This window comes from Nitrosomonas communis (genome assembly GCF_001007935.1).
Classification (GTDB): domain Bacteria; phylum Pseudomonadota; class Gammaproteobacteria; order Burkholderiales; family Nitrosomonadaceae; genus Nitrosomonas; species Nitrosomonas communis.
Map to the genome: position 1 here is coordinate 2,704,302 of NZ_CP011451.1, position 24,273 is coordinate 2,728,574.

19 protein-coding genes are annotated in these 24,273 nt (G+C 43.5%); 8 read left to right on the plus strand and 11 right to left on the minus strand.

Features of this window, described 5'->3' with window-relative positions; genetic code table 11:
• Window positions 1-66 precede the first annotated feature (66 nt).
• Window positions 67-1,917, plus strand: coding sequence for an autotransporter assembly complex protein TamA (locus AAW31_RS12360; RefSeq protein WP_235264371.1), 1,851 nt, complete (start codon window positions 67-69; stop codon window positions 1,915-1,917).
• 251 nt (window positions 1,918-2,168) lie between these two features.
• Window positions 2,169-6,041 carry a translocation/assembly module TamB domain-containing protein gene (locus tag AAW31_RS12365; protein WP_046850461.1) on the plus strand — a complete coding sequence of 1,291 codons (3,873 nt, stop codon included), beginning with the start codon at window positions 2,169-2,171 and terminating at the stop codon, window positions 6,039-6,041.
• A gap of 128 nt (window positions 6,042-6,169) precedes the next feature.
• Here the strand turns inward: AAW31_RS12365 and AAW31_RS19075 are convergent, their stop codons facing one another.
• From AAW31_RS19075 to AAW31_RS12380, 3 genes are all read right to left on the minus strand, one after another.
• Entirely contained in the window at window positions 6,170-8,044 is a 1,875-nt protein-coding gene (locus tag AAW31_RS19075; protein WP_052752235.1) for a diguanylate cyclase, read from the minus strand.
• A gap of 313 nt (window positions 8,045-8,357) precedes the next feature.
• The gene (locus AAW31_RS12375) at window positions 8,358-9,923 is read right to left on the minus strand and encodes a GTPase family protein (protein WP_046850462.1); all 1,566 of its coding nucleotides are present in this window, start codon (window positions 9,921-9,923) and stop codon (window positions 8,358-8,360) included.
• Complete coding sequence (locus AAW31_RS12380; RefSeq protein WP_046850463.1) at window positions 9,920-11,143, minus strand: YcjF family protein; 1,224 nt, start codon at window positions 11,141-11,143, stop codon at window positions 9,920-9,922. Before AAW31_RS12380 ends, AAW31_RS12375 begins: the two co-directional genes overlap by 4 nt.
• Before the next feature lie 385 nt (window positions 11,144-11,528).
• On the opposite strand from AAW31_RS12380, the gene AAW31_RS12385 reads away from it, so the two are divergent.
• A complete protein-coding gene (locus AAW31_RS12385; RefSeq protein WP_046851753.1) occupies window positions 11,529-12,542 on the plus strand; it encodes a Kelch repeat-containing protein in 1,014 nt (337 codons plus the stop codon).
• Between the two features lie 329 nt (window positions 12,543-12,871).
• Window positions 12,872-13,291 carry a hypothetical protein gene (locus tag AAW31_RS12390; protein ID WP_046850464.1) on the plus strand — a complete coding sequence of 140 codons (420 nt, stop codon included), beginning with the start codon at window positions 12,872-12,874 and terminating at the stop codon, window positions 13,289-13,291.
• A 136-nt stretch (window positions 13,292-13,427) separates the two neighbouring features.
• Here the strand turns inward: AAW31_RS12390 and dksA are convergent, their stop codons facing one another.
• The 5 genes from dksA to AAW31_RS23200 form a co-directional block, all read right to left on the minus strand.
• On the minus strand, window positions 13,428-13,841 hold the full coding sequence (gene dksA / locus AAW31_RS12395) for an RNA polymerase-binding protein DksA (RefSeq protein WP_046850465.1): 414 nt from the start codon (window positions 13,839-13,841) through the stop codon (window positions 13,428-13,430).
• Window positions 13,842-14,395: 554 nt separating this feature from the next.
• Entirely contained in the window at window positions 14,396-14,857 is a 462-nt protein-coding gene (locus AAW31_RS12400) for a CBS domain-containing protein (RefSeq protein ID WP_046850466.1), read from the minus strand.
• 381 nt (window positions 14,858-15,238) lie between these two features.
• Window positions 15,239-15,517, minus strand: coding sequence for a hypothetical protein (locus AAW31_RS22220; RefSeq protein WP_046850467.1), 279 nt, complete (start codon window positions 15,515-15,517; stop codon window positions 15,239-15,241).
• Between the two features lie 104 nt (window positions 15,518-15,621).
• Complete coding sequence (locus tag AAW31_RS22225) at window positions 15,622-15,930, minus strand: transposase (RefSeq protein WP_200899626.1); 309 nt, start codon at window positions 15,928-15,930, stop codon at window positions 15,622-15,624.
• Window positions 15,931-16,056, minus strand: coding sequence for a hypothetical protein (locus AAW31_RS23200; protein WP_258920398.1), 126 nt, complete (start codon window positions 16,054-16,056; stop codon window positions 15,931-15,933).
• A gap of 519 nt (window positions 16,057-16,575) precedes the next feature.
• Here AAW31_RS23200 and AAW31_RS12415 point away from each other — a divergent pair.
• Window positions 16,576-17,082: a hypothetical protein gene (locus tag AAW31_RS12415; protein ID WP_046850468.1), complete on the plus strand. Its 507-nt coding sequence runs from the start codon at window positions 16,576-16,578 to the stop codon at window positions 17,080-17,082.
• A 1,309-nt stretch (window positions 17,083-18,391) separates the two neighbouring features.
• Window positions 18,392-19,357 (plus strand): hypothetical protein, encoded by a 966-nt coding sequence (locus tag AAW31_RS12420; RefSeq protein ID WP_046850469.1) that lies wholly within the window; start codon window positions 18,392-18,394, stop codon window positions 19,355-19,357.
• Between the two features lie 1,249 nt (window positions 19,358-20,606).
• On the opposite strand, the gene AAW31_RS12425 is transcribed toward AAW31_RS12420, so the two are convergent.
• Window positions 20,607-21,128 (minus strand): cell wall hydrolase, encoded by a 522-nt coding sequence (locus AAW31_RS12425; RefSeq protein WP_052752236.1) that lies wholly within the window; start codon window positions 21,126-21,128, stop codon window positions 20,607-20,609.
• Between the two features lie 526 nt (window positions 21,129-21,654).
• Here AAW31_RS12425 and AAW31_RS22230 point away from each other — a divergent pair.
• Together AAW31_RS22230 and AAW31_RS22235 are read left to right on the plus strand one after the other, a co-directional pair.
• Window positions 21,655-22,053: a hypothetical protein gene (locus AAW31_RS22230; protein WP_046850470.1), complete on the plus strand. Its 399-nt coding sequence runs from the start codon at window positions 21,655-21,657 to the stop codon at window positions 22,051-22,053.
• Window positions 21,987-22,397 carry a hypothetical protein gene (locus AAW31_RS22235; RefSeq protein WP_200899627.1) on the plus strand — a complete coding sequence of 137 codons (411 nt, stop codon included), beginning with the start codon at window positions 21,987-21,989 and terminating at the stop codon, window positions 22,395-22,397. Before AAW31_RS22230 ends, AAW31_RS22235 begins: the two co-directional genes overlap by 67 nt.
• A 176-nt stretch (window positions 22,398-22,573) precedes the next feature.
• On the opposite strand, the gene AAW31_RS12440 is transcribed toward AAW31_RS22235, so the two are convergent.
• A complete protein-coding gene (locus AAW31_RS12440; protein WP_082110445.1) occupies window positions 22,574-22,963 on the minus strand; it encodes a hypothetical protein in 390 nt (129 codons plus the stop codon).
• An 899-nt stretch (window positions 22,964-23,862) separates the two neighbouring features.
• A complete protein-coding gene (locus AAW31_RS20810) occupies window positions 23,863-24,063 on the minus strand; it encodes a hypothetical protein (protein WP_144412953.1) in 201 nt (66 codons plus the stop codon).
• Between the last annotated feature and the right edge of the window lie 210 nt (window positions 24,064-24,273).

Sequence of the window (24,273 nt, forward strand, 5' to 3'; positions counted from 1 at the left end):
AATATGAAGTACTGGAGACTAGGTTCGATTGATATAAGATTGATATAAAATTGGCTCAGCTCATTAATGGTGCTCAATTATTCAACTCAATCTTTCATTAGTCTTCTGATTCACTTTTATGGGGTACGGGGGCTATTCATTACGCTACTTATTGTTTTATGCGCATTTAATCCCACTGCTATTACGGTCGTTGCTGCAGCCCAATCCAACCAAAACTCAGATAAAGAAACAGAAACAGAAACGAAATCGGATGCTGTGATCAAACTCTCAGCACCTAAATCTGTCAAGAAACTCATAAAGGAATACATTTCTTTTCCTGAAGAACCCTTTGTAAATGATACTGCCCGGGCGGTTTTTGTTCGTAAAACTAAGGAGGAAATCAGAGAGCTCCTGGCCACTGAAGGCTATTTCACACCGACAATTACACTCGAAGACCATTTGGCTGGAGAGAAACCGGTATTGAAGGTCGCTCCAGGAAAGCGGACACGGGTGGCTGAAGTAACGATCGAATTTCAGGGAGATCTCGCCACTGACACAGCGGAACACCAGGAACGAATGGAGCAGTTGCGCGCCAATTGGCCACTCATACCACGCAAATTCTTTCGTAGCGCTGTCTGGGAAGAGGCCAAAGCCTCTTTGTTATCCAATTTGGCTGAAAGCGAATATGCAGCCGCACAGATCGTCACCAGCGAAGCTGAAATTGATCCTGCTGCTGCAACAGCAAAATTAAAGGTCGTTATCGACTCAGGACCTGTCTTTTACTTTGGAGATCTACAGATTTCTGGATTGCAGCGATATGATCAAGGCCTGGTTACCAGCTACGTTCCCTTTCAAAAGGGTGAAGTCTATCGTCGGGACCAAATTCTTGCATTCCAGGCTGCTTTACAGAATTTACCTCACTTTAGCTCGGTCTCTGTCAGTATCGATCCAGATATAGCTTCTCACCAAGCTACTCCCATTAACGTCATCCTGACCGAGGCGCGCGCTCAGCGGATCGGGGTGGGCGTTGGCTATAGCACTAACACGGGGGCTCGCGGAGAGCTCAACTATCGGCATGCTAATTTAATTAATTTTCATAACCAGCCATTAAACTTTATCAGTTTGCTTCGTTATGAGCAAAAACGGCAGACCTTATTTGCAAGACTTGAGACAATCCCGGATAGAAACCGTTACCTGTTTAGCCTGAGCGCAAAAGTAGAACGAACCGATATCGAAGATTTGAAAACATTCAGTCAAAGAGTCAGTTTTAACCGAGAACGGACTACGGAAACAATGCAGTCACAATATGGCCTTACCTGGCAAAGGGAAGAAAGAAGTCCGGCTGGCGCGCCAGATACCGTCAGTGAAGCACTCGTGCTGGATAGTTGGTGGCGTTACCGTAATGTCGACAATCCCCTGTTTGCCAGACGTGGCCATATATCAGAAATTCGCTTTGGCGGTGGCACTCAGTATGTACTTTCGAAACGGGATTTTGTGCGAATGTACGCACGGCATCAACACTGGTGGCCAATTGGAGAGCGCGATGTGCTGTACCTGCGTGCTGAATTGGGTTATACCATAGCCTCATCACGTTTAGGTATTCCTCAGGAATACTTATTCCGTGCAGGCGGTATCAATTCTGTTCGCGGGCATAATTTTTTAAGCCTGGGTGTAACTGAAGGCGATGCTATTGTAGGTGGACGCACACTCGGCACAGGGACACTCGAATATGTGCACTGGTTTACTGAGAACTGGGGAGGCGCCATATTTACCGATGTGGGTGATGCTACAGATTCCTGGAAGTCTTTCGATCCATCAGTTGCTTATGGTAGTGGTATCCGCTGGCGTAGCCCTGCTGGTCCACTGGCGCTCGATTTAGCGCGGCGACATGATACTGGTGCGCTGCATGTCCATTTATCGATTGCGGCAGCTTTCTAGTGCATTAAACCTGAAAACCGTCGTTAATTACTTTGTTACATAATTAAGTCAATGACATATCGCCGTATCTTCGAAAATTTTTTGCTTACCAAAATGTTAGGTTCGCTACGAGTTGCATCATATCTTGCTGCAAGCGCAAATATGGCGTTACTTTTCATTGTCGGAGGTATCCTATGGGTTCCTAGTGCCCTGCCTTGCACTTGGATCACCACGCACTCCCTCCTGTCCAATAGCAGTTTTTAGGTTAGAAAATGGAAAATACCGAAGTCCATCCCAAACAAAAAGAAAAGAGGAAAAAGCCATGGTTTCTCCTTTTCTTTCTGTTGCTGACTGTGGTCATAAGTGCAATTAGTATTTGGCTAGTCACGACCACTTCTGGCCTGCGCTTCTTGTTATCTTCAGTGTCTCGCATCAGTGGGGAGGGTATCATTTTTGAGGAGGTTAAGGGTACCTTACGCGCTTTAAGCATAAAGAAAATTAACTATACCAGTGAAGGGTTGCACGCCACCATCAACGAAATTGAGCTACAGTGGCAGCCTCGCTTGTTATTCTCCCGTCAATTAGCAATCGATATCCTGGCAGCAAAAGCAATCGAGATACAATCTTCGCCCTCTCCAGAATCCGATAAGGAGCCATTCGTTTTACCGGATAATTTGCAATTACCCCTCTCGATCATTCTGCAAGAGCTCGAAATAGGTAGCTTGCAAATGCTGACAATCGGCAAGGAAACACCTGATTTTACGATCACAGACATAACTGCCAGCATTGAAAGTGATGACGAGCATCATAGCTTGCGGCAAGTCTCACTTGAGTCAGAGTTTGGAAAATTGAGTGGATCACTACAGATTGCTCCTGACAAGCCTTTTGATCTCGAGGCACAAGCTATCCTGCTCGGCTCGCTGCCATTGACCGAAACGGCCCCTACGGAAGCCGACATTTCTATCCATCTGACCGGCAGTCTGGAAGAGATCAAGGGAACCCTAACCGGAATGAGCAAAGACACTGAAGGTAAGGGAAATTTTGTATTGCATCCCTTTGCAGCCATGCCGTTTGCCGCGCTTCATCTATCAATTGACAAGTTGAATCCCTCAACTTTCTTGGCTGATATGCCCAAAGCCAATCTTTCCATCTATACCGATTTACTGGAGGATTCTGCCGGTAAGCTGCAGGGAAATATCGTCATTAAAAATAGCCTTCCACTCCCGCTTGATCAGAATGGATTGCCCATAATTGAAATAAGAACACAGCCCTTAATTTCATTAGATGAAATCCAGCTTGACGATGTTCTTCTGAAATTAGCAGGTAGCGCAAACATTAGTGGCCATTTCAACTGGCAAATAGCGCAAGCGATGGGAGCTGCTGATCTCAAGGTAAATCAGCTTAATCCGGCAGCACTGGATACACGTTTGCAAGCTGCTAAAATTAATGGCTATCTCAAGCTCACAGGCGATACCGCGACACAGCAAGGCATAATTTCTCTTCATGACAAAAGCAAGGCCTTATCACTTGAAACGAATTTGGTGCGCACAGAAACCGCTGTTAATGTAGAACAAATCACGCTGCGCCATCACAACTCCATGCTCACCGGGCAAGGACAGCTAGATTTAAAGGAATCACAATCTTTTCACTTTGAAAGTAAAGTCAGCCAATTTGATCTTGCTTCTTTCTTGCAAGCGCCTCGCTCAAATTTGAACGCAACGCTTAAATTGTCGGGAAAACTTGAACCACAAGTCAGTGGCGTTGTTGATTTCAACATAACCAAAAGCCAATTTAACCAACAACCTGTCGTGGGTAAAGGCCAGGTTGCACTTGAGGATGCCAAGCGAATCAAAAGTGCGGTCAGTTTACAGATTGGCACTAATCAATTCAGTGCTCAAGGCGCTTTTGGTAGCAAGGGTGATCGGTTATTGTTGAATCTCGCTGCCCCCGCCCTGGCACAACTCGGATTAGAGGTAGCAGGTGACCTCAACACCAAGATAACATTAGCCGATACTTTAGACTCCCCGAAGCTGCTTATCGAAAGCAGCGCCAAGCACTTAAAGATCAGTGATAACCAATTATCAGGAGTCAACGTCACGGGAAATCTGCAAAAATCAGCAGTAGATCTTGCTGTCAAAATGGCTCATTATCGCTTGGATACTGAAGATTATCTGAAAAACTTTACGATAACATTAACCGGCAATCAAGCCCGGCATAAATTAAGCATAGACACGGATTTGCCGCGCGATTCCCATTTCACCTTCCATACCACAGGTAAACTTCTCCTTCCTGCAGGAAATAATCAGGATGTTCAATGGAGCGGTGAACTAGAAAAACTAGCCGCTACCGGCTTTCTGCCTTTTCACTTGTTAAACCAGCCTGCCGTGACTATCAGCCAGAAACGAATTGCTTTGGAACCGACTAGGATTTCTGTTGCTGATGGTGAAATCAGCATACTGGAGGCACGCTGGACGCCCCAGCAATGGTCGAGTCGCGGAACACTAAAGGGTATCCACTTAAAATCAGAAAATGCACAGCTTCAAGATATCGAAGTACTGCAAATGGGAGGGGAATGGGACATCACTGCGAGCAAACAGCTAAATGGTCATATCCGTATTGCTCGCGAGAAAGGAGACTGGGCATTGTTGCTCGAAGATTCTCCCCTGCAATTGGGTTTGCATCAATTGCAGTTCAATGCGCGGACGCAAGCAGGTAATTTAATGGCAGATCTAGTCATTCGTGGTGAAAAAGTGGGAGAAACGGTAGCCAGTGTAACACTCCCTTTGGCTTCCAATGAGGGTGCCTGGCAAGTAGCCAAGGATCAGCCGTTGAGTGGAAAAATGAATGTCAACATTGCGGATTTATCCTGGATTGGGCCGACAGTAAATAGCAGCCTGAAAAGCGATGGCCAACTCTCTCTTCAAGCTAAGGTAGCCGGTACGTTTAATCAACCCCGCCTGGACGGGATTATAGAGGGAAAAGAGCTGGCGATCGCTCTGCTGGATGAAGGCATTGATTTGCAGCAAGGAAGCCTTAAAGCTCATTTTGATCAGACTGCTTTGCGAATCAACACCCTTGCTTTCGTTTCGCCGCATCAAAATCCACCCAAGGATGCTATTTTATACAAAATCAAATTACCCAAAGAGGAAGGTCGTCTCACAGTAACGGGCGCCATCGATTATCAAGACCAACGCAGTCATTTGAATATCGAAATAGATCACTTACCTGTGGCGCAGCAATCTGATCGATGGATCATTGCTTCTGGCAACAGTCAAGTAAGCTTAGACAAGCAACAACTTACGATTAATGGCAAATTGACGACAGATGCCGGTTTTATCAAGCAGCCCAAAGCGGGACAACCCCATTTGCCTGATGATGTGGTGATTATTAAGGCGCAATCCCCTCCTCCAGACGGTTCGCAGAAATTATTGGTAAACGTGGATGCCGCATTGGATCTAGGCGAACATTTCTATTTGCAGGCTTCCGGACTGAAAGGCCGGCTAGCCGGGCAATTGCGTTTAAGTAGTAAACCTGGGAAAGCGCTCCATGCAATTGGAACAATTACTGCAGTCGATACAGTCTTCGATGCCTATGGTCAGTACTTGAGTGTTCAGCGTGGTATCGTCAGCTTTAATGGCCCGCTTGACGATCCCGCTCTTAACGTACTCGCCATCCGACCGAATTTACCCGTGGAGGCCGGCGTCCAGGTGACCGGTACCGTACGTAAACCGATCGTTAAATTGGTATCCACACCCAACGTTCCCGATGCCGAAAAATTATCCTGGATCGTGTTGGGACGACCGCCTGATGCGGGTGGTACGGACACGTCGCTATTACTTTCTGCCGCAGGCTCAATTCTGGGAGGGCAAGGGGGTGGCATTGCGAAGACATTAGGTATGGATGAATTTACAATCAAACAGCAGCAAACCACCGACAGTAAAAGTGATGGGGCATTAAGCGGCCAAATTGGCGTCATCGGCAAACGCCTTTCTTCGCGTCTCTATCTGAGCTATGAGCGAGGGCTTACGAGTGCAGCCGCAGGCATCACCAAACTCACTTACAACTTGACACGGAATATCACTATCGTGAGCCGTGCGGGTGAAGATAATGCAATCGATTTATACTATAACTTTCAGTTGGATTGAATGCAGTATGCAAAGTCATTGTCATTCTGTTTCTCAATTAAACGTGACGCGAAATTGAGCCTCAGACAGTATCAATATTACGGCAATGAGACGCGCGCAAAGTGAGCTTTAATTTGTTAAAAAAACGCTTATGCAAGGCACACCCTATTACGTCCATTCTCTTTCGCCTGATACAGCGCTTTGTCGGCCTGATTGAGCAGCGTGTTCAAGTCGGTGTCTTTATCCTTGAGACTAGCCACACCTATCGATACCTTGAAATAAAGCGCCATGCCTGTCTCCAGCGTCACCGCGGTGCAGGCCACTTCCTCGCGCAAGCGCTCCGCAACTTCTGTCGCTTTTTGCAGATCGGTCTCAGGCAGCAATACGGCAAACTCTTCCCCGCCTATACGTCCGATGATATCAACTGTACGCAGCATTTTACGCATGACATCAGACAGCCGTTTGAGCACAGTGTCACCTGCCTGATGCCCATGTCTGTCGTTGATTTTCTTAAAGTTGTCGATGTCGAGCATGAGCGAGGAAAGAGTGTGATGATACCGCTGTGCGCGCATAAGCTCGGCGTTACCCTGTTCCATGAAAAAGCGCCGGTTGAACAATCCGGTCAGATAGTCCTGGCGTGCCTGCTGCTCAAGCTTTTCTTTCAATAGCTCCAGCTCTGTAATATCTGTAGAAATACCGCATAGCCCGCAGATGCTGGTTTTCTTGTCGTTTTCATAAATCGGCGTCTTGATCTCCCAGTAGATACGAAGGTGGCCGTCCTTACCCTTGCAGGTGACTTTCTCTGCAGTATCTTCGCCATGTCGCAGCACACGTATGTCTGTTTCATGCAATCTCGCCACTGTTTCGGGTGGAAAAAAACGTGAATCGGAGCTGCCCGCCAGATCCTCTGCCGAACACTTGAATAGCTCCAGCATCGACCGGTTGGCGTAGATATAACGCCGCTGTTGATCCTTCATAAAAATATACGTGGGGATACGATCCAGTGCAAAACTGAACCGGTCAACCAGGATACGAGCTTGTGCTGCCTCTTTCTCGAGCTTACGCTGGCGGTGTTGGTGGAGAAATAGGCCAATGGTGGAAGCCAGTACAATGACGCCGAAAAATATTCCTTGAGCTAAAATGTGCTGTCGCCATGACTGGAAGATGGAATCGGAATCACGATTGACAGCAACGACCAGGGGTTTGTCCATCTTGAGATCGGCCGGATAAATAGTGCGCAGCGCGAGCATACCATGCTCCTTAGTGGCATACATGATATTCGTGAAGACTTGCTCCTTCTTGCCGCTATTCTGATGTCGCGTAAAGAACGAATCAGGAGGCCTCAGATTCACTCCCTCCATATTTTCTCTTTCGTCAGGTATTGTGAGGAACACCAGGCCATCACTATGGATAAGCGCCACCCACATGCTTGACGCATATTGCACCGACATCATAAGGGTTTTGAAATATTCCGGATCAAGCGTTGCAGAGACAATGCCGGCAAATTCGCCCTGCTCCCCCGCAATCATGCGGATGACGTTAATGACGAATATCCCATCTATGGTTTCAAATGGTGGTGAGACATAAAGCATATCCGCATTGGGATGCTGTTTGACTTCCTGGAAATAATCGCGGAAACCAATATTCATTCCGATCAATTCAGCACGCGTCGAAGCAGTGATGGTGCCTTCTTTATCCACGATGTTCATGGTGCGTATGCCCGGTATGATGCTGGCTGCCTTGAGGTGGCGTATTGCCGCTTGCTGCCCTGCATCGTCTTTCCAGTAAGCCAGATTGCTGCGAACGTTTTCCAGCGCAAGATTCGCACTCGTCAACTGGTACTCCGTGTTCTCAGCAATTACACGCGCCTGAGTCGACAATCTGTCATGCTCACGGACAGCAGTGCGCTCATGCTCAAAATACAGATTAAATGTAATTACCGTACCTAAAGTAATCAAGATCAAGCCAAGCCCAAGCCATTGCACATAAAAAGGTCTTCTTAGCGGAATGATCTGCAACGGCATAGTGCTCTCCTAATTGGTTACTCACCCAATTGACTCTAAGAACACCTGTTCGTTCATATATCAGCCACAGATTCCAATCCACAAACGCGACATGTAGTAGATAATATATCTGGTATTCTTGGCAATTTATATTTTATTACGCCATGCTAAGATGCATGCTGCCAGTCGCAACGATACTTAGAGCGAGGAAGAAAGGATGGGGAAGGTGCTATCAATAAATTTATCAGCTCTCCTTGCCGTATATTGTTTGTATTGCCTGTAATCAGAATGCTTGATTTGACATCAACGCGGTCGCGGTAAATTGCAAAAAACCTTACCCTTCCTCCGAACGCTTACTTATTTTGTCAGGCAAATTCCAGAGAAACCGCCCAGTACTGAGCAGTTGACGGCGTAGCATAGTCCAGTCTTCTGCACGCTTTTTCGCATCCAGGCAGCGCAGCAGTCGCACTCGGAGTGCAGCATTCTGATGGTGCAGTATGGCGGCCCAGAGTGCGTCATTGACGTTGTAAACCCTTCCTTCCTTGAGGCATACCGGGATAACTTGCTCTATTGGTATCGCAAGATCATTCGCAATTGCCTGTACCGCTGCACGAATGCTGATAGCTTTGACATCCTGCTGGTTGCTCAAATCATAGGGAGGCTGCCATGCGCTTGCCGGCCGTAAGAGATCGATATGGCTTACGGCGACCAATATGGGAGGTAAGCGGCGATTCAATTGTGTACTCTGGAATACGCGCAGTGCGTCCAAACAATGCCGCTCAGTTTGTCGATCAGGTCGATTTGCGGGACTGACCCATAGAATAAGATCGGCATTCAGCGCAGCAGTGAGTACTTGTTTCTCATTAAAAAGCGTACTGTCACAGCCTGGGCTATCAAAGATCAGCGCCTGGGTTAATCCTTCGCGTTGCAGTACAAACGGGGTGATGGTCTCGGTAGTATCGGGCAATACATCAGTTGCAGTGGTGAGCTTTCCGAACAGTGCATTGATCAGGCTCGATTTACCGGCGTTGGTTCGTCCCAGCACAAGGATGCGTAGGGGTTCTTCGGGTACGGTAGCAGTTAGTTCGATTTTTTTTAAATCAGCGTGTGAGACCGGTGTTCTCTCTGCAGCCTGTTTGGAGCTTTCCTCCAATGCGACTGGCTGACGGCCACTGTAGAGATCGATCGCATAGTAACCGACCTTGCGCACATAAGCACGTAAAAACCAGCGATGTAGCTCACTGCGAGCGAGACTGAAACTGCGCTCTTGCAGATGCCGCCAGATCTCGCCAAACAGTGCACTCATTGGATTGATCAGTATTCTGCCTGCCCGATAAATGTTGTATGCTTGCTCAGCTTTGGCTTTCCAGCGATGTAATCGAAGCAAGTCACCAATTGTCAGGCGGTCACTAAACGGTATATTTTCAGTTATATCTTTACGTAAATCACGGCTTGCCTGCTCGATAATTAACAGTGTATGCGGCACAGTAAGTTCCAGAAAAGGCTTCTCAGCCTGGGGATAATAGTAGTGTGATACAGTATCCAGCGTGCGCCTGCCTAATACTAATATCCAGGATGAATCTTCGATCGGCCAGTCTTCAGGGTTACACGTCTCTGCCAGTTTTTCAACCTGCTGCCACACGGCCTCCGCCTTGGGTGGCCAGTCTGGATTAGGTTCGGTAGCAATTCCCTCAAGCATTTGACGATCACGTTTCGCTTGCCAATAGAGCAAGCCATAGCTCAACACGCTAAATACCACCATTGCGGTTGCCCAGTAAAGCAGATTGCCTGTCTGCCACAACCATACCATTCCTAGCGCGAATACCGCGAGTGCGGGCACTGCTAATAAAATTAATGCAAATACCCGTAGTAGATCAATTTTGTGCAATAATGTTCTCATTTATTGCGTAATCGCTCCTTAAGCAGGGAAGCTCCACTTTTCAGCGCCTCCATATAGATTCGCCGCAGGGTCTCAGGATCGACATTGAGACCATTCTTACGTCGAGTAAAAAAATAAACTGCAGCCTTACCTAATGCATAAGTGGTTGCGCCGCTGGAGCTGGCACCCCACACTGCTCCCACTGTCTGCCCTAGAACAGGAATAATCTTGGTGACGGTACGGCCCACCAGTCGCGCGAGATAGCTGGACGCGATACCTGCTCCCAACAGCGTAAGAAACTCGGTGGTGGTACGTTTATCCCAGCTTTGTCCGTAAAGAACTGCGAGGCCATGCAATAGCTTTGCCTGAACGGTAGATACTGTCACTAAATCCACGACTGGCAGAGCACCTAGCCCGGCCGCTGTTAGCGAATAGCCGACAATATGCTGATGGGCAGTGCGTTCATAAAGGTCACGCACTTCTTTTTCACTCGTCAACAGGTGCTGCAAGCCAAACGGCAAGAGAGACTCAATTGCCTGCCATAATGCTTCCAGACCATAATCAACAGGCTCATAACCATCTTCAGGTAAAGTGAGATCCACAGCTACGCAGCGCGCAGGCAGGTAACCAGGTAATTTTTCTGCTACAGCACGCTGAGCAAGTAGGGCACGCCGTAGCTCGGTCGGAATCGTATTCGGCAGGGGTTCATCACCATAGGGCCAGGGGCAGATATGCTTGCCATCGGCAGGATAAAGTTCATGCAGGCCAGTTTGTACGATTATCAAGGGCCATTCGGGATGACGCTGACGAACTGTCCGTAGCACTTGATAAACAGGTTCTTGGTGCACGTCTGCCACCTTCATCACAGCAAGCAGCAGATGCGCCTGAGATTCACAATACTGAATATCGTCTGTCGGGTCATAGGCAATTTCCCCAAGACCGCGCGTATCAAGAAACCGCACTAGCGGCATTTCATCAGGGCAATCATAAAAATGGGAATGGCGCGTACATGGCTGGAATCCATTGCCTATCTCCGCTGCTTCATTACCAGTAAGCGCTCGAATGATCGAAGTTTTTCCTGCCTGTGCTTTGCCCAGCAGCCACAATACCGGAAGCGGCAATTTTTTCCGTGCTTCACGCAAAGAAGACTCCAGCGCAGCTTCATCAACCTTCGGTTCGAGTAAAGCTGACTGAAGTTGTTTCCAATATTCTGACCAGTTTTTAAGATTATCAAATTTCATCAATATGGATAAACTATTTGATTATCAGATAGATGAGTGTTGTGAAGCTTTTTTCAAGACTATTTTACGCATTTTGCTATTATTCCACTTAGAAACAAAAAAATATAATTCATGACTCATCTCATTATTACCACTCAACTGCATTTAATGTAATCGATAAAATTAATATTTCTAAACTAGATTGGAGCACAAAGTAAGGGATGATATTCAAGAAATAACGAGAGTTCTTGAAATAATGAAAACTCCCAAGTTATCTGAATTTTTATCGGCAGGTAAAGTCTTTTGCTTTTCGGCAATTACACTCTCCACTCGTAGCTGCACTGTTCATGAACGCTATGGCGATACGGTAGTCCATTATGATGATAACTCTCTGGAGGAACTTTGCATGTTTACTTCGAAATTTTACATCATGGCAGGTATTTTTTTTCTTTGTTTAATGAAAGTGAGTCTGATTTTCGCTGATACATTCAAAGCTGGCACATGGACAACCGTTTCTTCCGCTCCTACTAAACGAACAGAAGTGGTTGCGGCTACGGTCGAAGGTAAAATATATGTGGTGGGTGGATTTAATGAGCCCAAGCTTCAGAATGTGCTGAAATTTGCTATTAGCAGCGATGTGGAAGTATATGACCCCGTTTCTGATTCCTGGTCAATTACCACACCCCTACCAGAGGGACGGCACCATGCTGGTATTGCCTCACATAATGGCATGTTGTATGTAATTGGTGGATTCACCAAATCTTTCTTGTCCATCTGGCATGCAGTTCCTACAGTCTATCAATATAACCCTTCAACAGCAAAATGGCGTGAATTAGCTCCCATGCCAACAGCCCGTGGTGCCTTAAGTGTTACAGTTTATCAAAATCGCATCTACGCTATTGGCGGATACGATGGAAAACATAATTCTGCTGCAGTGGAAATTTTTGATCCAGAAACGAATAGCTGGTCATCCGGTACTATGATGCCTACTCCCCGAGACCATTTGGCAGTAACAGCAGTTCGATCTCGAATCTATGCCATTGGTGGCCGGTCCGATCTGGACTATCACCACAATATGGGGACAGTGGAGGAATATGATCCACAAACTGATCAATGGCGTGCTCGCGCACATCTGCCTACTGCTCGCAGCGGCATTACCGCTGGTGTAATTAATGGCTGGATTTACGTGCTCGGGGGCGAATCTGGTGAGGGTACCTTTGCTACTAATGAAGCATATGATCCAGCGCAAGATCAATGGCATACTATGGCTCCAATGCCGACTGCACGTCATGGTCTCGGGTCCGCCGTAGCCGATGGGCGTCTATATGTCATCAGCGGTGGTCCAACGCCTGGCGGCTCATTCAGTCAAGCAAATGAAGTGTTTACCCCTCCACCGATTAATACCCCTTTAAATCAATGATATTTTTCTGGTAACCACTAGCAGAATATTGAAAAATTATTTATGTTGCGTTGCCACTGCGTGTTCGGTACAAAAAACAGGCTCAGCCTGTTTTTTGTCTATTATCGACTGCCTCAAATACGCTTTTCAACTGCCTGTTAAGAGCTTTATATAACTTTGTATACTTTAGAGGTCATGTTATACATGCCTAATTCCATTTCAAAGAGGACCACAAATCACTGTTAAAAGGCAGAAGGTCTATTCGAATTTTACCCTACGAGATCTTACTTTTGACGTAATATATCACTTCACACTTGAAAAGCTTATTTAGTTAGATCTTGGAGATATGAATGGATATTATAAACATGGTATTTAGCTTTCTAATCGGTACAGCTGTAGGCGTTATTATTGCGCATTCATGGCGCGCGCACGTAGTTAGCCAGGCGGTCACAAAAATAAAGAATATTTTTGATCGATTGTGGCATCAACATCCTAAGCTTTTACAAGAGATGAAGCAGGACATGGATAATCCAGATTACAAGTTTCAAAGAGAATTTTATATTCTCAATAAAAAACAGCGTCTTAATCTGAATCTTCCTAAACCTTGCCTAGCATATTTCAAAGAGGAGCACGATGGCTTACAAGATCAACTAAAAACTTTGGAAGATTATGGCTTTGTTAGTAAAGTAACTGAATCTAATAAAAATAATTTCACCAAGTACCAGTTTAGCGAAAAATTTGTTGAATTGCTTCGTAATAAACAAACTTAGTTGGTAAGAAGGTCATCATCTTCTAGACGATGACCTTTGATAGCAAGCTTTTATTAACAGACTACACTACTCATCCAGACTTTAATATGAACCTCGTTTTGATTCTAAACAAGTAACGATAATTAGATAGTGTGTGTTATTTCGCTACCTGCTTTTCTTTTATTTCTTCCAGCGTTTTACAGTCAATACAAAGTGAAGCAGTAGGACGCGCTTCAAGACGTTTCAGTCCTATTTCGATACCACAGTTATCACAATAGCCATACTCGCCTGCATCAATTTTTGCGAGCGTTTCATCAATCTTTTTGATAAGTTTACGTTCCCTATCTCGATTGCGTAACTCAAGTGTCATATCTGATTCTTGACTAGCTCTATCATTAGGATCAGCAAAAACTGTCGCTTCTTCTTGCATTGTGTGAACCGCCCGATCTATTTCCTGCCCTAGCCCAATTCTAAGATCTTCTAAGATATTGCGGAAATAGGCGAGTTGCTCAGCACTCATATATGGCTCGCCTTTTTTTGGTTTGTAAGAAACAACTGGTTCATGTGACATACTGAACGCTCCCGTTTTTTATTAATTTTACTAGCATAAATCAAACCATACAGGAATAACAGAAAAAGATACATATAGCAAGCCCGCGCTGCCAGATTACTAAAATTCTTACCCGCTACGGTTATTAAAAGTACAATTTTAGCGGCGTAGTATTATACAGAAATAGTCCTGTTCATGCTAATTTTTAAAAATAATCATCCAGAAGTGAGAAAAATGGGCAAGGGTGAAATCCTAGTAAACATTTAGCTCACTCATCGTAACAATAAAAGCCTGATACTTAAATAGAAGATTATTGCCGACTTTATGGACGCAATAAAGTGGCTTTGCGGAAACAGTCTATGGATCACTTTATTCTGACTCTCATAATTCCAGTTTATTTCAAAAAATTAAGAATTGGTCAGCTATAAAAAATTTTTTATCATTAATATCCCTAACAGCATAAACCAATTCATAGCATTCTGCCCCCCCCCCCCCACAATTTCCAGCAAGCAGTTCGCGACCAATAAAAAGAAATATTACAGCCAAACGTGTCATAATAAATCACGTTTGAGCCTTTAAGTGCGTCGCATCCCTTGTCTAGGTACCCCTGTATCATATATATAACGCTCAAGTTCTTTGATGACGAATTGGTTTTCTGAAATGGTATCTTTTACCAAATCACCAATAGAGAGTATTCCTATCACCTTGTCTGCATCTATGACGGGTAAATGACGTACTCGCATCTCGGTAACTAATGACATGCAATCTTCATTCGTGTTATCTAAACCTACATAGATCACTTGTTGCGTCATAATTTCTTTGACCTGCATATCTTTCACAGGTTTATCCAATAAATAGGTTTTACGTGAAAAATCTCTTTCTGTCAGAATCCCAACCAGCTTATCGTCACTCATAACTAATAATGAACCAGTGTTATTATCCGCCATTAATTGCATAGCATCATAAACCGATGAATCTGGATCAATGGTAGTAACTGTATGTCCTTTCTGCTGGAGTAGTTGCTTTACAGTTTTCATAATAATGCTCCTTTATGAGTTAAAAAACCGCCAGTTCATCATTCTCAATATATTGTGTAGTCTATAATATATGAAATACCTCTACCAAGTGACTTATAAACGAAAGAATATAAAATATTAAAAAAGCAGACAAGAAAGATAAATACCTCTGCTTTGCATAATTCTAAAATAGTAGAATAAATGATTCTTATATTAAAATTATCTATTTACACAATATTACAATTTCATAAACATCGTTGAACCTATGATGTGTGAGCCCTAAAAAACCTAGAAGTATTTGTGATTTCTTTTAATTATGGTTGCATGGAGTGTCTGTGATACTCGTACAACCATCTTAAAGGCTAAAAAGACGGCGCTAGCCAAATACATTTGCCAAAATACTTAGAAACTGTTTGGAAACTCCTGTTTTATGTCAAGCGCCTCAACAGAATGCGGGTCATGGTGATTGTAAACCCAGGCTTCATCCGTCCGGGTGAGGCGCTCATAGCTTTTACTAAGCCTGTGTGAATGATTCAGCCGGCCAAAAGTAGCTCGACTAACCAGCGATGAGGCAATAGCACAAATTTCCTGGTTTCCCCTGGGGCGCAACACCACTTCCAGACAGAATTTAAACCGTTGTGCGACCCAGTCTACTAAACGACCGCCATAGCTACTATCCAACCAAATCTTCCTCAATTTTTACACCCTCTGGGCAGATGTCGCAACAGCAGGCGGGCATCGTCACGGTCCTGCACACTGGCAGCAGTTACTGCCACCGTCAACAGTCAATCTAATGCGTCTATCAGAATGTGGCGTTTACAACCATTGATCTTCTTGCCTGCATCGAAAACACGTTGCCCAGGAACTGCACTACATTTGACGCTTTGACTGTCCAGGCAGCCTGCCGTCGGCTGTTTATGTCGGCCACATTTTTCTCGCAAGCGAGAGCGCAATAAATGATGAAGACGTTTCCATGTTCCGTTATAGGGCCAGCGGTAGAAATAGTAATAAACCGAGCTCCAGACTAGAAATTCACGAGGCAATTGTCGCCATTGACAACCTGTTTTTAGAACATACAAGATTGCATTTCCCACCTAACGCATACTCAACTCTCGTGGCCTTCCTACGGCTGATACTGGCAGATGGGGTTTCAAATAACGCCATGTTCCATCACTTAAGTTGCTCGAATAACGTTTCTTTCGTTTTTTTTGTTGATTCATGATGTTGCTTACTAATAGCAAAAAGACGCTACATTAACCCAGAATTCACAATTTCCAAACGGTTTCTAAGTCTTCTGATGCCCAAGCTATAACTGAGAAGTGCAAACAAATTATAACGACAAGCAACAGCATCAATGAATGCCTAAATCTTCCATACTTTCATTTCACTTTCAAAATTCATGTTGTAATCTCTCCTTCAAAAAATTCCTTTAAATTTAATGATCTTCCTGCTTATGCCCAGATATGCTATCTGGGAAAAATGAAGATAGCGCAGCAATGTAGGCAGTTTATTCCCATGAAAAAATCAGTAACAGTCTGTTGAAATCGGATGAGATAGGCAGCAATATTGCAATCGCTTATAAATTTATCCAGCATCAGATTCGGGCACTTTGACCTAAATGAGACATCAGTATTTTCATTTTTTTTAGTTCACTACTATATTTTTTAAAAGTTTTTAACTTCAAAAAATGGCATTATTAAATTTAATATACGATCGATATGATTAAATAGGAGGCAGCCATGAGTCGGTTTTTTATAGCTCTTTTATTTGTTCTATTTGTTACTTTTCCGGTTTATGACGTAAAATCAGCACACGAGAAGCGACTTGATGAGATTGCCGAGCGTGGATCTCATGTCATGCCATTTGATCTCGATAAAACAATCCATATTTTTACTAAAACAAATGAAGGCGGCCTTCAACAAGTTATCGCTAAAGATAAATCCGATTCCGAGCAAATTCATTTAATCCGTAAACACCTCTTAGGCATTTCGACAGAATTCAGCCAGGGTGATTTTTCCAAACCTGCCCAGATTCATGGTGACGATATGCCAGGGTTGGCAGTATTGCAATCTGCCAAAGTAGATCAGATTTTAATTGAATATAAGGAACTTCCCGATGGCGCACAGATTAGTTACTCCTCGCAATCTCCGCCATTTATCGAAGCAATTCATCAATGGTTTGATGCGCAGTTAAGCGATCATGCCCGTCATGCAATGCCTGGACACCCACACAAGCATCAGCATTAATCAACCGACATTCCGCACCTCATTCGCAATTATCTGAATTTTCTTGAGATATGGCTTAATCAATTAAAAATGAGTCAGAATGTATAGAATATGAAGAGCATATCGACGGTTTAGTTTTGTTATTTACTCAGTATTTTGCACAGCGCTTATTTGTATTAACATGGGACTATGAGAATATTTTTTGAATCATTCTTAACTGATCAGGTTATATTTTTTCATACCCATTTTTTCGGAAAAATTAATGAGGAATTATCAGCGAGTTATGGAAAGGGTGCGGAATGTCGGATCAATTATTTTCTCAAATAATTTGGGTTTGCTCGCTTATTCATACTTATGGCACTTGAAATAGCTATCAGATTAGGATTCTTTTGGGTATCTTTGTGCTTTATGGCGATATCGGAAGTATATATACCCAGATGCATTAGACTGTTTCAAAATGTTGTTCTGGCGAAATAATCTAGCACTCACCCTATTCACTTAATACTTCGGTTGGTATTGTCTATAAGAGAGTCTGATGTAACTGCTTATGCTCAAATCAATGGATGGCGATCATCCAATCAGATACAGTCCCACACCTGGTTTGCCATTATAGTAAGCGTAATTTTGCTGGATTGAGTGATTTACTAGCAATACGTGATGATGCATGCCCTTCCCTTATTGTAGCGGATACACTGCGCTCATCATGCTGATCTGGATATCGAGGTAATTCCATTTTCAGTTCAAAAATGTCGCAAAAGCGAGCCGCAGACAGGATCAATAATACGGCAAGGTGAAGCCGACAAAGTCAGTTTGGATTAGAAATGAAACAACAACGGAGGCAAGTTTTCATCCACTAGAAATACTGCTTTCCAAGCTCATCAAATTTGCAGCTATCTTAATCTTGGGTGTATCTGTAGTTGCAGTACCGTTTCTGAATGAGTGCTTAACGCCTTAGCCATGTTCAATCACGCAACATCTGCCTATCGTCCATATTGGATCAGATATTGCATCAGTGACTTGTCATACCTTGTATGGGTTACGTGTATTATTTTATCAACGTGAAAGAAATGAACAGCAATTTCGGATTTATAATCTAGCCATCTGAGATAAATTATTTAGCACATACATAAAAAGGGAAATCTTTAAAGTATTAAATCAAGCTAGAATAATCAATACTTATTTAGTTTTGCACATAAAGTGAATTAAGGGGTACTACACTGTTCGGTAATAAAGCCGTTAATATCGATATAGCACTTCACTCCAGTTCATGGCAGCAGATATCCATTACTCCATAGCAAATAATATTTGATAAATATAAGGAACAATTGATTTGACAAAATATTTCGATGTTTTTAACGGCGATGCGGATGGTATCTGCGCGCTAATTCAACTTCGCCTAGCCGAGCCACTCGATGCGGAATTAATTACTGCCGTTAAGCGCGACATTACACTACTGCAACAAGTGAATGCTACAGCGGGAGACCGTATCACCGTTCTGGATATTTCGCTTGATCGTAACCGTACAGATCTTCAGCGATTGCTTGCAACAGGGGCAAATGTTCATTATTTTGATCACCATTATGCCGGTGAAATTCCGGTACATGGCAACCTACAGGCTATGATCAACGAATCGCCTGATACCTGTACCAGTCTGTTGGTTGATCGCTTTCTAAATGAACGCTATTCCCTTTGGGCTATTGTCGCCGCTTTCGGCGATAACTTGGTTTCTATAGCACAAAAATACTGCTCCGAACTCGGTCTAAATGCAGTCGATATTCAATTATTACGTCAGCTGGGTGAATTACTCAACTACAATGGTTATGGTTCTTATATCGAGGATCTTCATTTTCACCCCGCATCGCTTTTTCGCGCGCTACAGCATTTTGACGATCCACGTGAAGCTTATGGCAGTTCACCTGAAGTAGCTATTCTGGCAAGAGGTTATGCTGCAGACATGCATCACATCTCAGCATTGACACCTTTATTTGTGACTAATACAGCCGCGGTTTATCAGCTTCCGGATGAAGCCTGGGCACGCCGTACAGTCGGTACTTTGGCAAACAATTTATCGCAAACATATCCCGAGCGCGCTCATTTGATTCTTTGTTCTGATGGGCAAGGTTCGTTATCCGTTAGTGTGCGTGCCGCAAAAACGCACCCATATGGCGCATCGGCATTCTGCCGCCACTACCCAGAAGGAGGTGGACGTGAAGCAGCAGCTGGAATCAATCGGCACCCAGAAGTAATGGTAGGAGATCTCATTGCTGATTTTGTGCGAACATTCGGTAGCCCATAAAGGGAAGATCACTATTGTTCGATTTGGTAGAATTCAGATTTTTTGTCGGCTTCACCTTGCCGTATTATTGGTACTGTCGGTAGCTCATCTTCGCGTCAGTTTTAATGTGGAATGGAATAAATCATCCAGAAACGCACTATTACTGAAACTACTATCTGCCCGTGAAGCAACAAGACCTGTTTACTAGATGACTTATCCAAACTGTCATCCGAAAAGGCCAATGCATTATTGATAGCATGGTTGTTGCCCGAACTTAGCCATAAATTGGCTACTTACCAAGTAGATCACTGCGATAAAAGCGATTAAGAGATAATGAGAATAACGCTCGTGCTTACGCGAGTATAACCTCGCACCGCGTCTTCCTGCTGCCTATAGCGCATCATTACCGTTGAATCCAGCTCCAATGCTAATTCGTTAACATGAAGATTGCCAAAAACTAGCGGTATAAATTATCAAATACGCGCGTGTTCATGCTTAATCAAACTTCCTGAGTGACCGCTTGATTGCTTTGAAATTGGCTATTCGTTTAAAACCAAACAGCTTCTTCAACACAATATCATGCCACGAGTCACTTTCTAATTAGGCCCAGCATCCGCTTCATCAGCTCCATGCCACACCAAGCGTTATCTCTTTATTGATAAAGCGAAGCTCAAAATCCACAAAGATTCTCTGGAAGAAAAATGCGCATGAGTCAGGTACCTTAACCTAATATATTATCCATATTTTTCATAACTTATTCTAATGGTCTTCATTAGAAAATCTTCCTAATGCAAAACCTAGCTTTAATGCTGAATATGATTAGAATTAGCTCACACCGAGTAAGTATTTGCTGCGTTACTTGCGACCCTGCGACTCAAGCTAGAATGATCAACCATAACGCTGCGCTTTCGCCTCATTTCCTCCAATTGCCGATAGCTTATGGGATATGGTACATGTCTGAGATATACTGAATTTCATGACCTTATTTGATAGCACATAAATGGACGCAGCATTGATTCTTGTTGCAAAAAAGCCCCTGAGGCCTCATACCTGGGTATCCATACCTTTATTCTGTCCAACCGCTTTTCCTAGAGGTTCATAATCTAATCGGCTTCGTAATCTAACACCATGCGAACAATCATCTTGCTAAATTTGAGTAAATTTATTATCGATTTATTCATAGCTTCATTCTCAAGAAATGAAACCTCCGATAATTCGAAGACAGTTCAATAATGCAATAGAGCCTTCTTAATCTCCCCTTGTATCCTTCTTAGCGCTTGCGGTAGAAAATATGTTCACCATCAGTGATGTGATGGCGCATTTTACGTGACCACTTCGGTTTGACTTTTTTGCTGTGATACCACAGCACTCCATTCATCGCCTTACCATTATCGGTGTATTTATTCCCAAACCGATAATCAGAAACCATTGTCCCGGCCAAGAATAATGCCCGGGCCCAGGCATCACCGTCGTATACCTTATCGGTTTTACCATCGCGAGTCCATGAAAACTGGTGCGGTTGCCAGACCACGCCGCACAGGGTCCTTGGGTAGGCTGGACTATCAAGCCGTTCCAGCGTTACTCTCGCAACATTGATCTGCGCCCTTAATGACTCGCCACGTGCCTCGAAGTAAATATTGCAGGCCAAGCAAACCGTTTCGTCCTGACGCGCCACGTTGCAGTCAAGCACGGCGCTTTGCCGAGGTGCCTTTACCTCAAGCGCTGATGCAGTACGATTCAGAACACATACCGCCGCTAAGGATGTAACCAAAATTTGTGAACGAAAACCCATTTTAGAAAAAATAAATACTTATTTGTACTATCTCTGGTCTAAGCTGGTTAAAAGTTGGGTATTTCTAGTCGCGTTTGTATGTTTCAGATACTGTTTTGAAGAATAATTTTAGGTTTGAAAAGAATAAATAAACAGTCTGCATTTGCATTAAATGATCAAACCGATTTTTATTTGAAGCCAGAGGGATTAAGAGCCGAGACAAACGAAGTTGTTACACGAGAGGCTAATAACAAATCTTGCAGAGGTATATAAAAATCTGAAAACAGATTTTTCCTATAGTTGATGCATTATGGTAGCATTCTCATAATCTACAAGTGCGGTATGAATAGATTTGATCGAGATTGATATTTCATAATTAGAAGCGATAACAATGTTTGTCATTTACCGATAAAGTAAAATAAACTGAGGAATACTTAATTTAATACTTATTAATTAAAATGCGAATTAAGAGCTGAAATAGAAGCCAGTTCATCGATAACGTTAAACTATTGAGGAAGATATCACCCAACCTCAATCAATGTAACGAATGAACTGGCAAGAGCGATTAATAACGATTTATCTCTATGTTTGCAAGCATTATCAGCAAAATCTTTGGACTCATAGTCAAAGAATGAGTCATTACGCAGATTTAAGCTTTAGTGATGAAGAAGTCATTACTCTCTTCCTGTTCGGTGTAATGGACAAGCATCGAGAAATCAAAAGTATTGATGAGTATGCGGATCGTCATTTACGTGATGGGTTTCCGCGACTCCCGAGTTATGTAGCTTATGTTCAGCGCCTGAATCAGGTGGCTGATGTATTTGCGCCCTTATTGGCACTGATTCAGCAGGAACAGGAAACCAGGGATCCCGGGCAGTTTTGGTTGAGCGATTCATTTCCAGTGGCAAAGGCCCCAAGCAAGGCCATCGGTTTAAGGCGTGTGTAGCGAAACAGTTGGCGGATTCAGGCTACTGCTCTACCAGGAAGTTGTACTATTATGGTGTGCGGGTTCATATCATAGGACACCGTCAACCAGGCTCATTGCCGGTCCCTGAGTACATCGGTGTGACTGGCGCCAGCGATCGTGATGGCAAGATATTTGATCAGATTCGGCCACAATTGCACCACAACGAACTGTATGGTGATAAAGCTTATCAACGGCCTGACGCCGAAGAAGTTAGACAAGCTCATAATCTGACTGTCCTGACACCAGTTAAAAAACAAAAAGGGCTACACCATCTGGAACCACAGGATCAATGGTTGTCTACAGCGGTGTCTCGCGTGCGGTAACCGATTGAAGCCTTATTTGCCAGGATTGAAGAAAAGACAGGCATTGAATGTGCCAGCAAAGTGCGTTCTTATAAAGGGCTTATGGTGCATGTCTTCGGAAAGCTGGCTGCGGCTTTATTTTTCTGGAATTATTTGCGAGTTAGCTCTTAATTCGCATTTAAGAGCTCACGTTTCCTTTATTTGTTAAAACCGAGTTCTCGTTTTTCTTCTTCAGCCATTTTTCGATGAATAGAGGCCTCTTTCAAATTCTCTTTGATAGAATTTTCATACTGGCGGATTTTAGCAGTAATATGTGACTGACGGTCTTGGCCTCTCCGGCCATAAGCGTTACTATGACCTTCATATTCCTCAAGCAGTTTTTTCTGTTCCTGCAGCTTTGCTTTCATCTCATTAGCCGCATCTTCGTAATGTTTTGCTATGGCATCATGATTGTTAGGATCTATATTACGCAGCTTAGCACTATAAGCTTCATTGCTCTGAATGCTCCCTATTGTATTCATTTGTGCACAACCAACTAGGGAACCAAGCGTTATTCCAATCATCAATAAAGTCAGTTTTTTAATCATCTTATCTCCGTCAACTTACTTTAATTTCACCCTGTTTCTTTATTTAAAAAAATTATTATCAAAATAATACGTCAGTATTTTATTAACAATAACCGCAATGAAAATGCGTTCTTTGAAGGAAACGATTATAGTTGAATAGACAATTTCAAATGGCGCTTTACTTAATATTTGGATGTGATTTTTTATATTTTTACTCACAATAACGGCATGTTTTTTAATGTATTAACCTCATGATCCGTATTAAAATTCACTCCTATGCTATAGGATACCGATGCAAAAAACAAAAAATAAGTCTTAATAATAGAAATAAATCGTTTCCATAATAGAAACAATTAAACTTTATAAATGCTTAGCTTTAATCTAGATATAGATATAGATAGCTGAGTCAAGCAGCTAACTAGATGAGAGAACATGACATTGAATACATAAAAATGGAATAATTGTAAAGATTCTGTCGCAAAGTCCAGATTCTTCCAAGAATAAACATTCTTACCGATGAGTCCTCCGAATTTCCGGAAAACTCGGAAGTTTGAGTCAAAACCACTATGCCTGGGTCTTTCTACTGAAAATAATATGCCCTTCCCAGCTTTATCGCTAAATGCAGGTTGTCAATCGGGTCCAGCACCCGCGATCGCTGAGCCAGTTTATCCACTCCGTGCTTGACATATTCATCGGTAAGATCAATTGGTATATATCACGATGCCGAATCGCTTCCGCTTTACATAGCCCGATGATAGTCCTTGCCAGCGCATTTTTTAAGAATCTTCTGTAGGCACTATAGAATATTTTACGCCAGCTCCCACTGGAGCGTTCATATTGGAGGGTACTTTGCGCTCATTTACCCTATCGCATCTATTTGCCAAATTTATAGCAATGAAGCTTACTCGAGATCTCCTAGTTCATGCTTTTAGCAGACACACAGACTGGCCGAATGCTTGCAGTCCTTCAATTATTCCGCCATTGTCTAGCTTAACTGGATACTGCAAGAAGATAAATGGTTCATTTCCCCCAATTATTGATACGATTGTCAGACCCAACCGATCCGCCCAACGCTCGATCCCATCATGACCAATAAATAAGGATCGTCTCGAGTTTTCCACAGACCCTCTAATTTCAATCAAACTGCAATGTACGGCTCTCTCTATGGCTCGCTCATGACCAAAACACGCTCTTTCCAACTCTGCCATTAATAATGATTTATTGCCAAGGACCATATTATCTGATCACTTCCAGTTATGCAGGCCGATAAGGGTCCTCTGCCAGGAGATTATCGTAAGGATCTCCTTTTGCCTACAAGCAACTCTAACCAC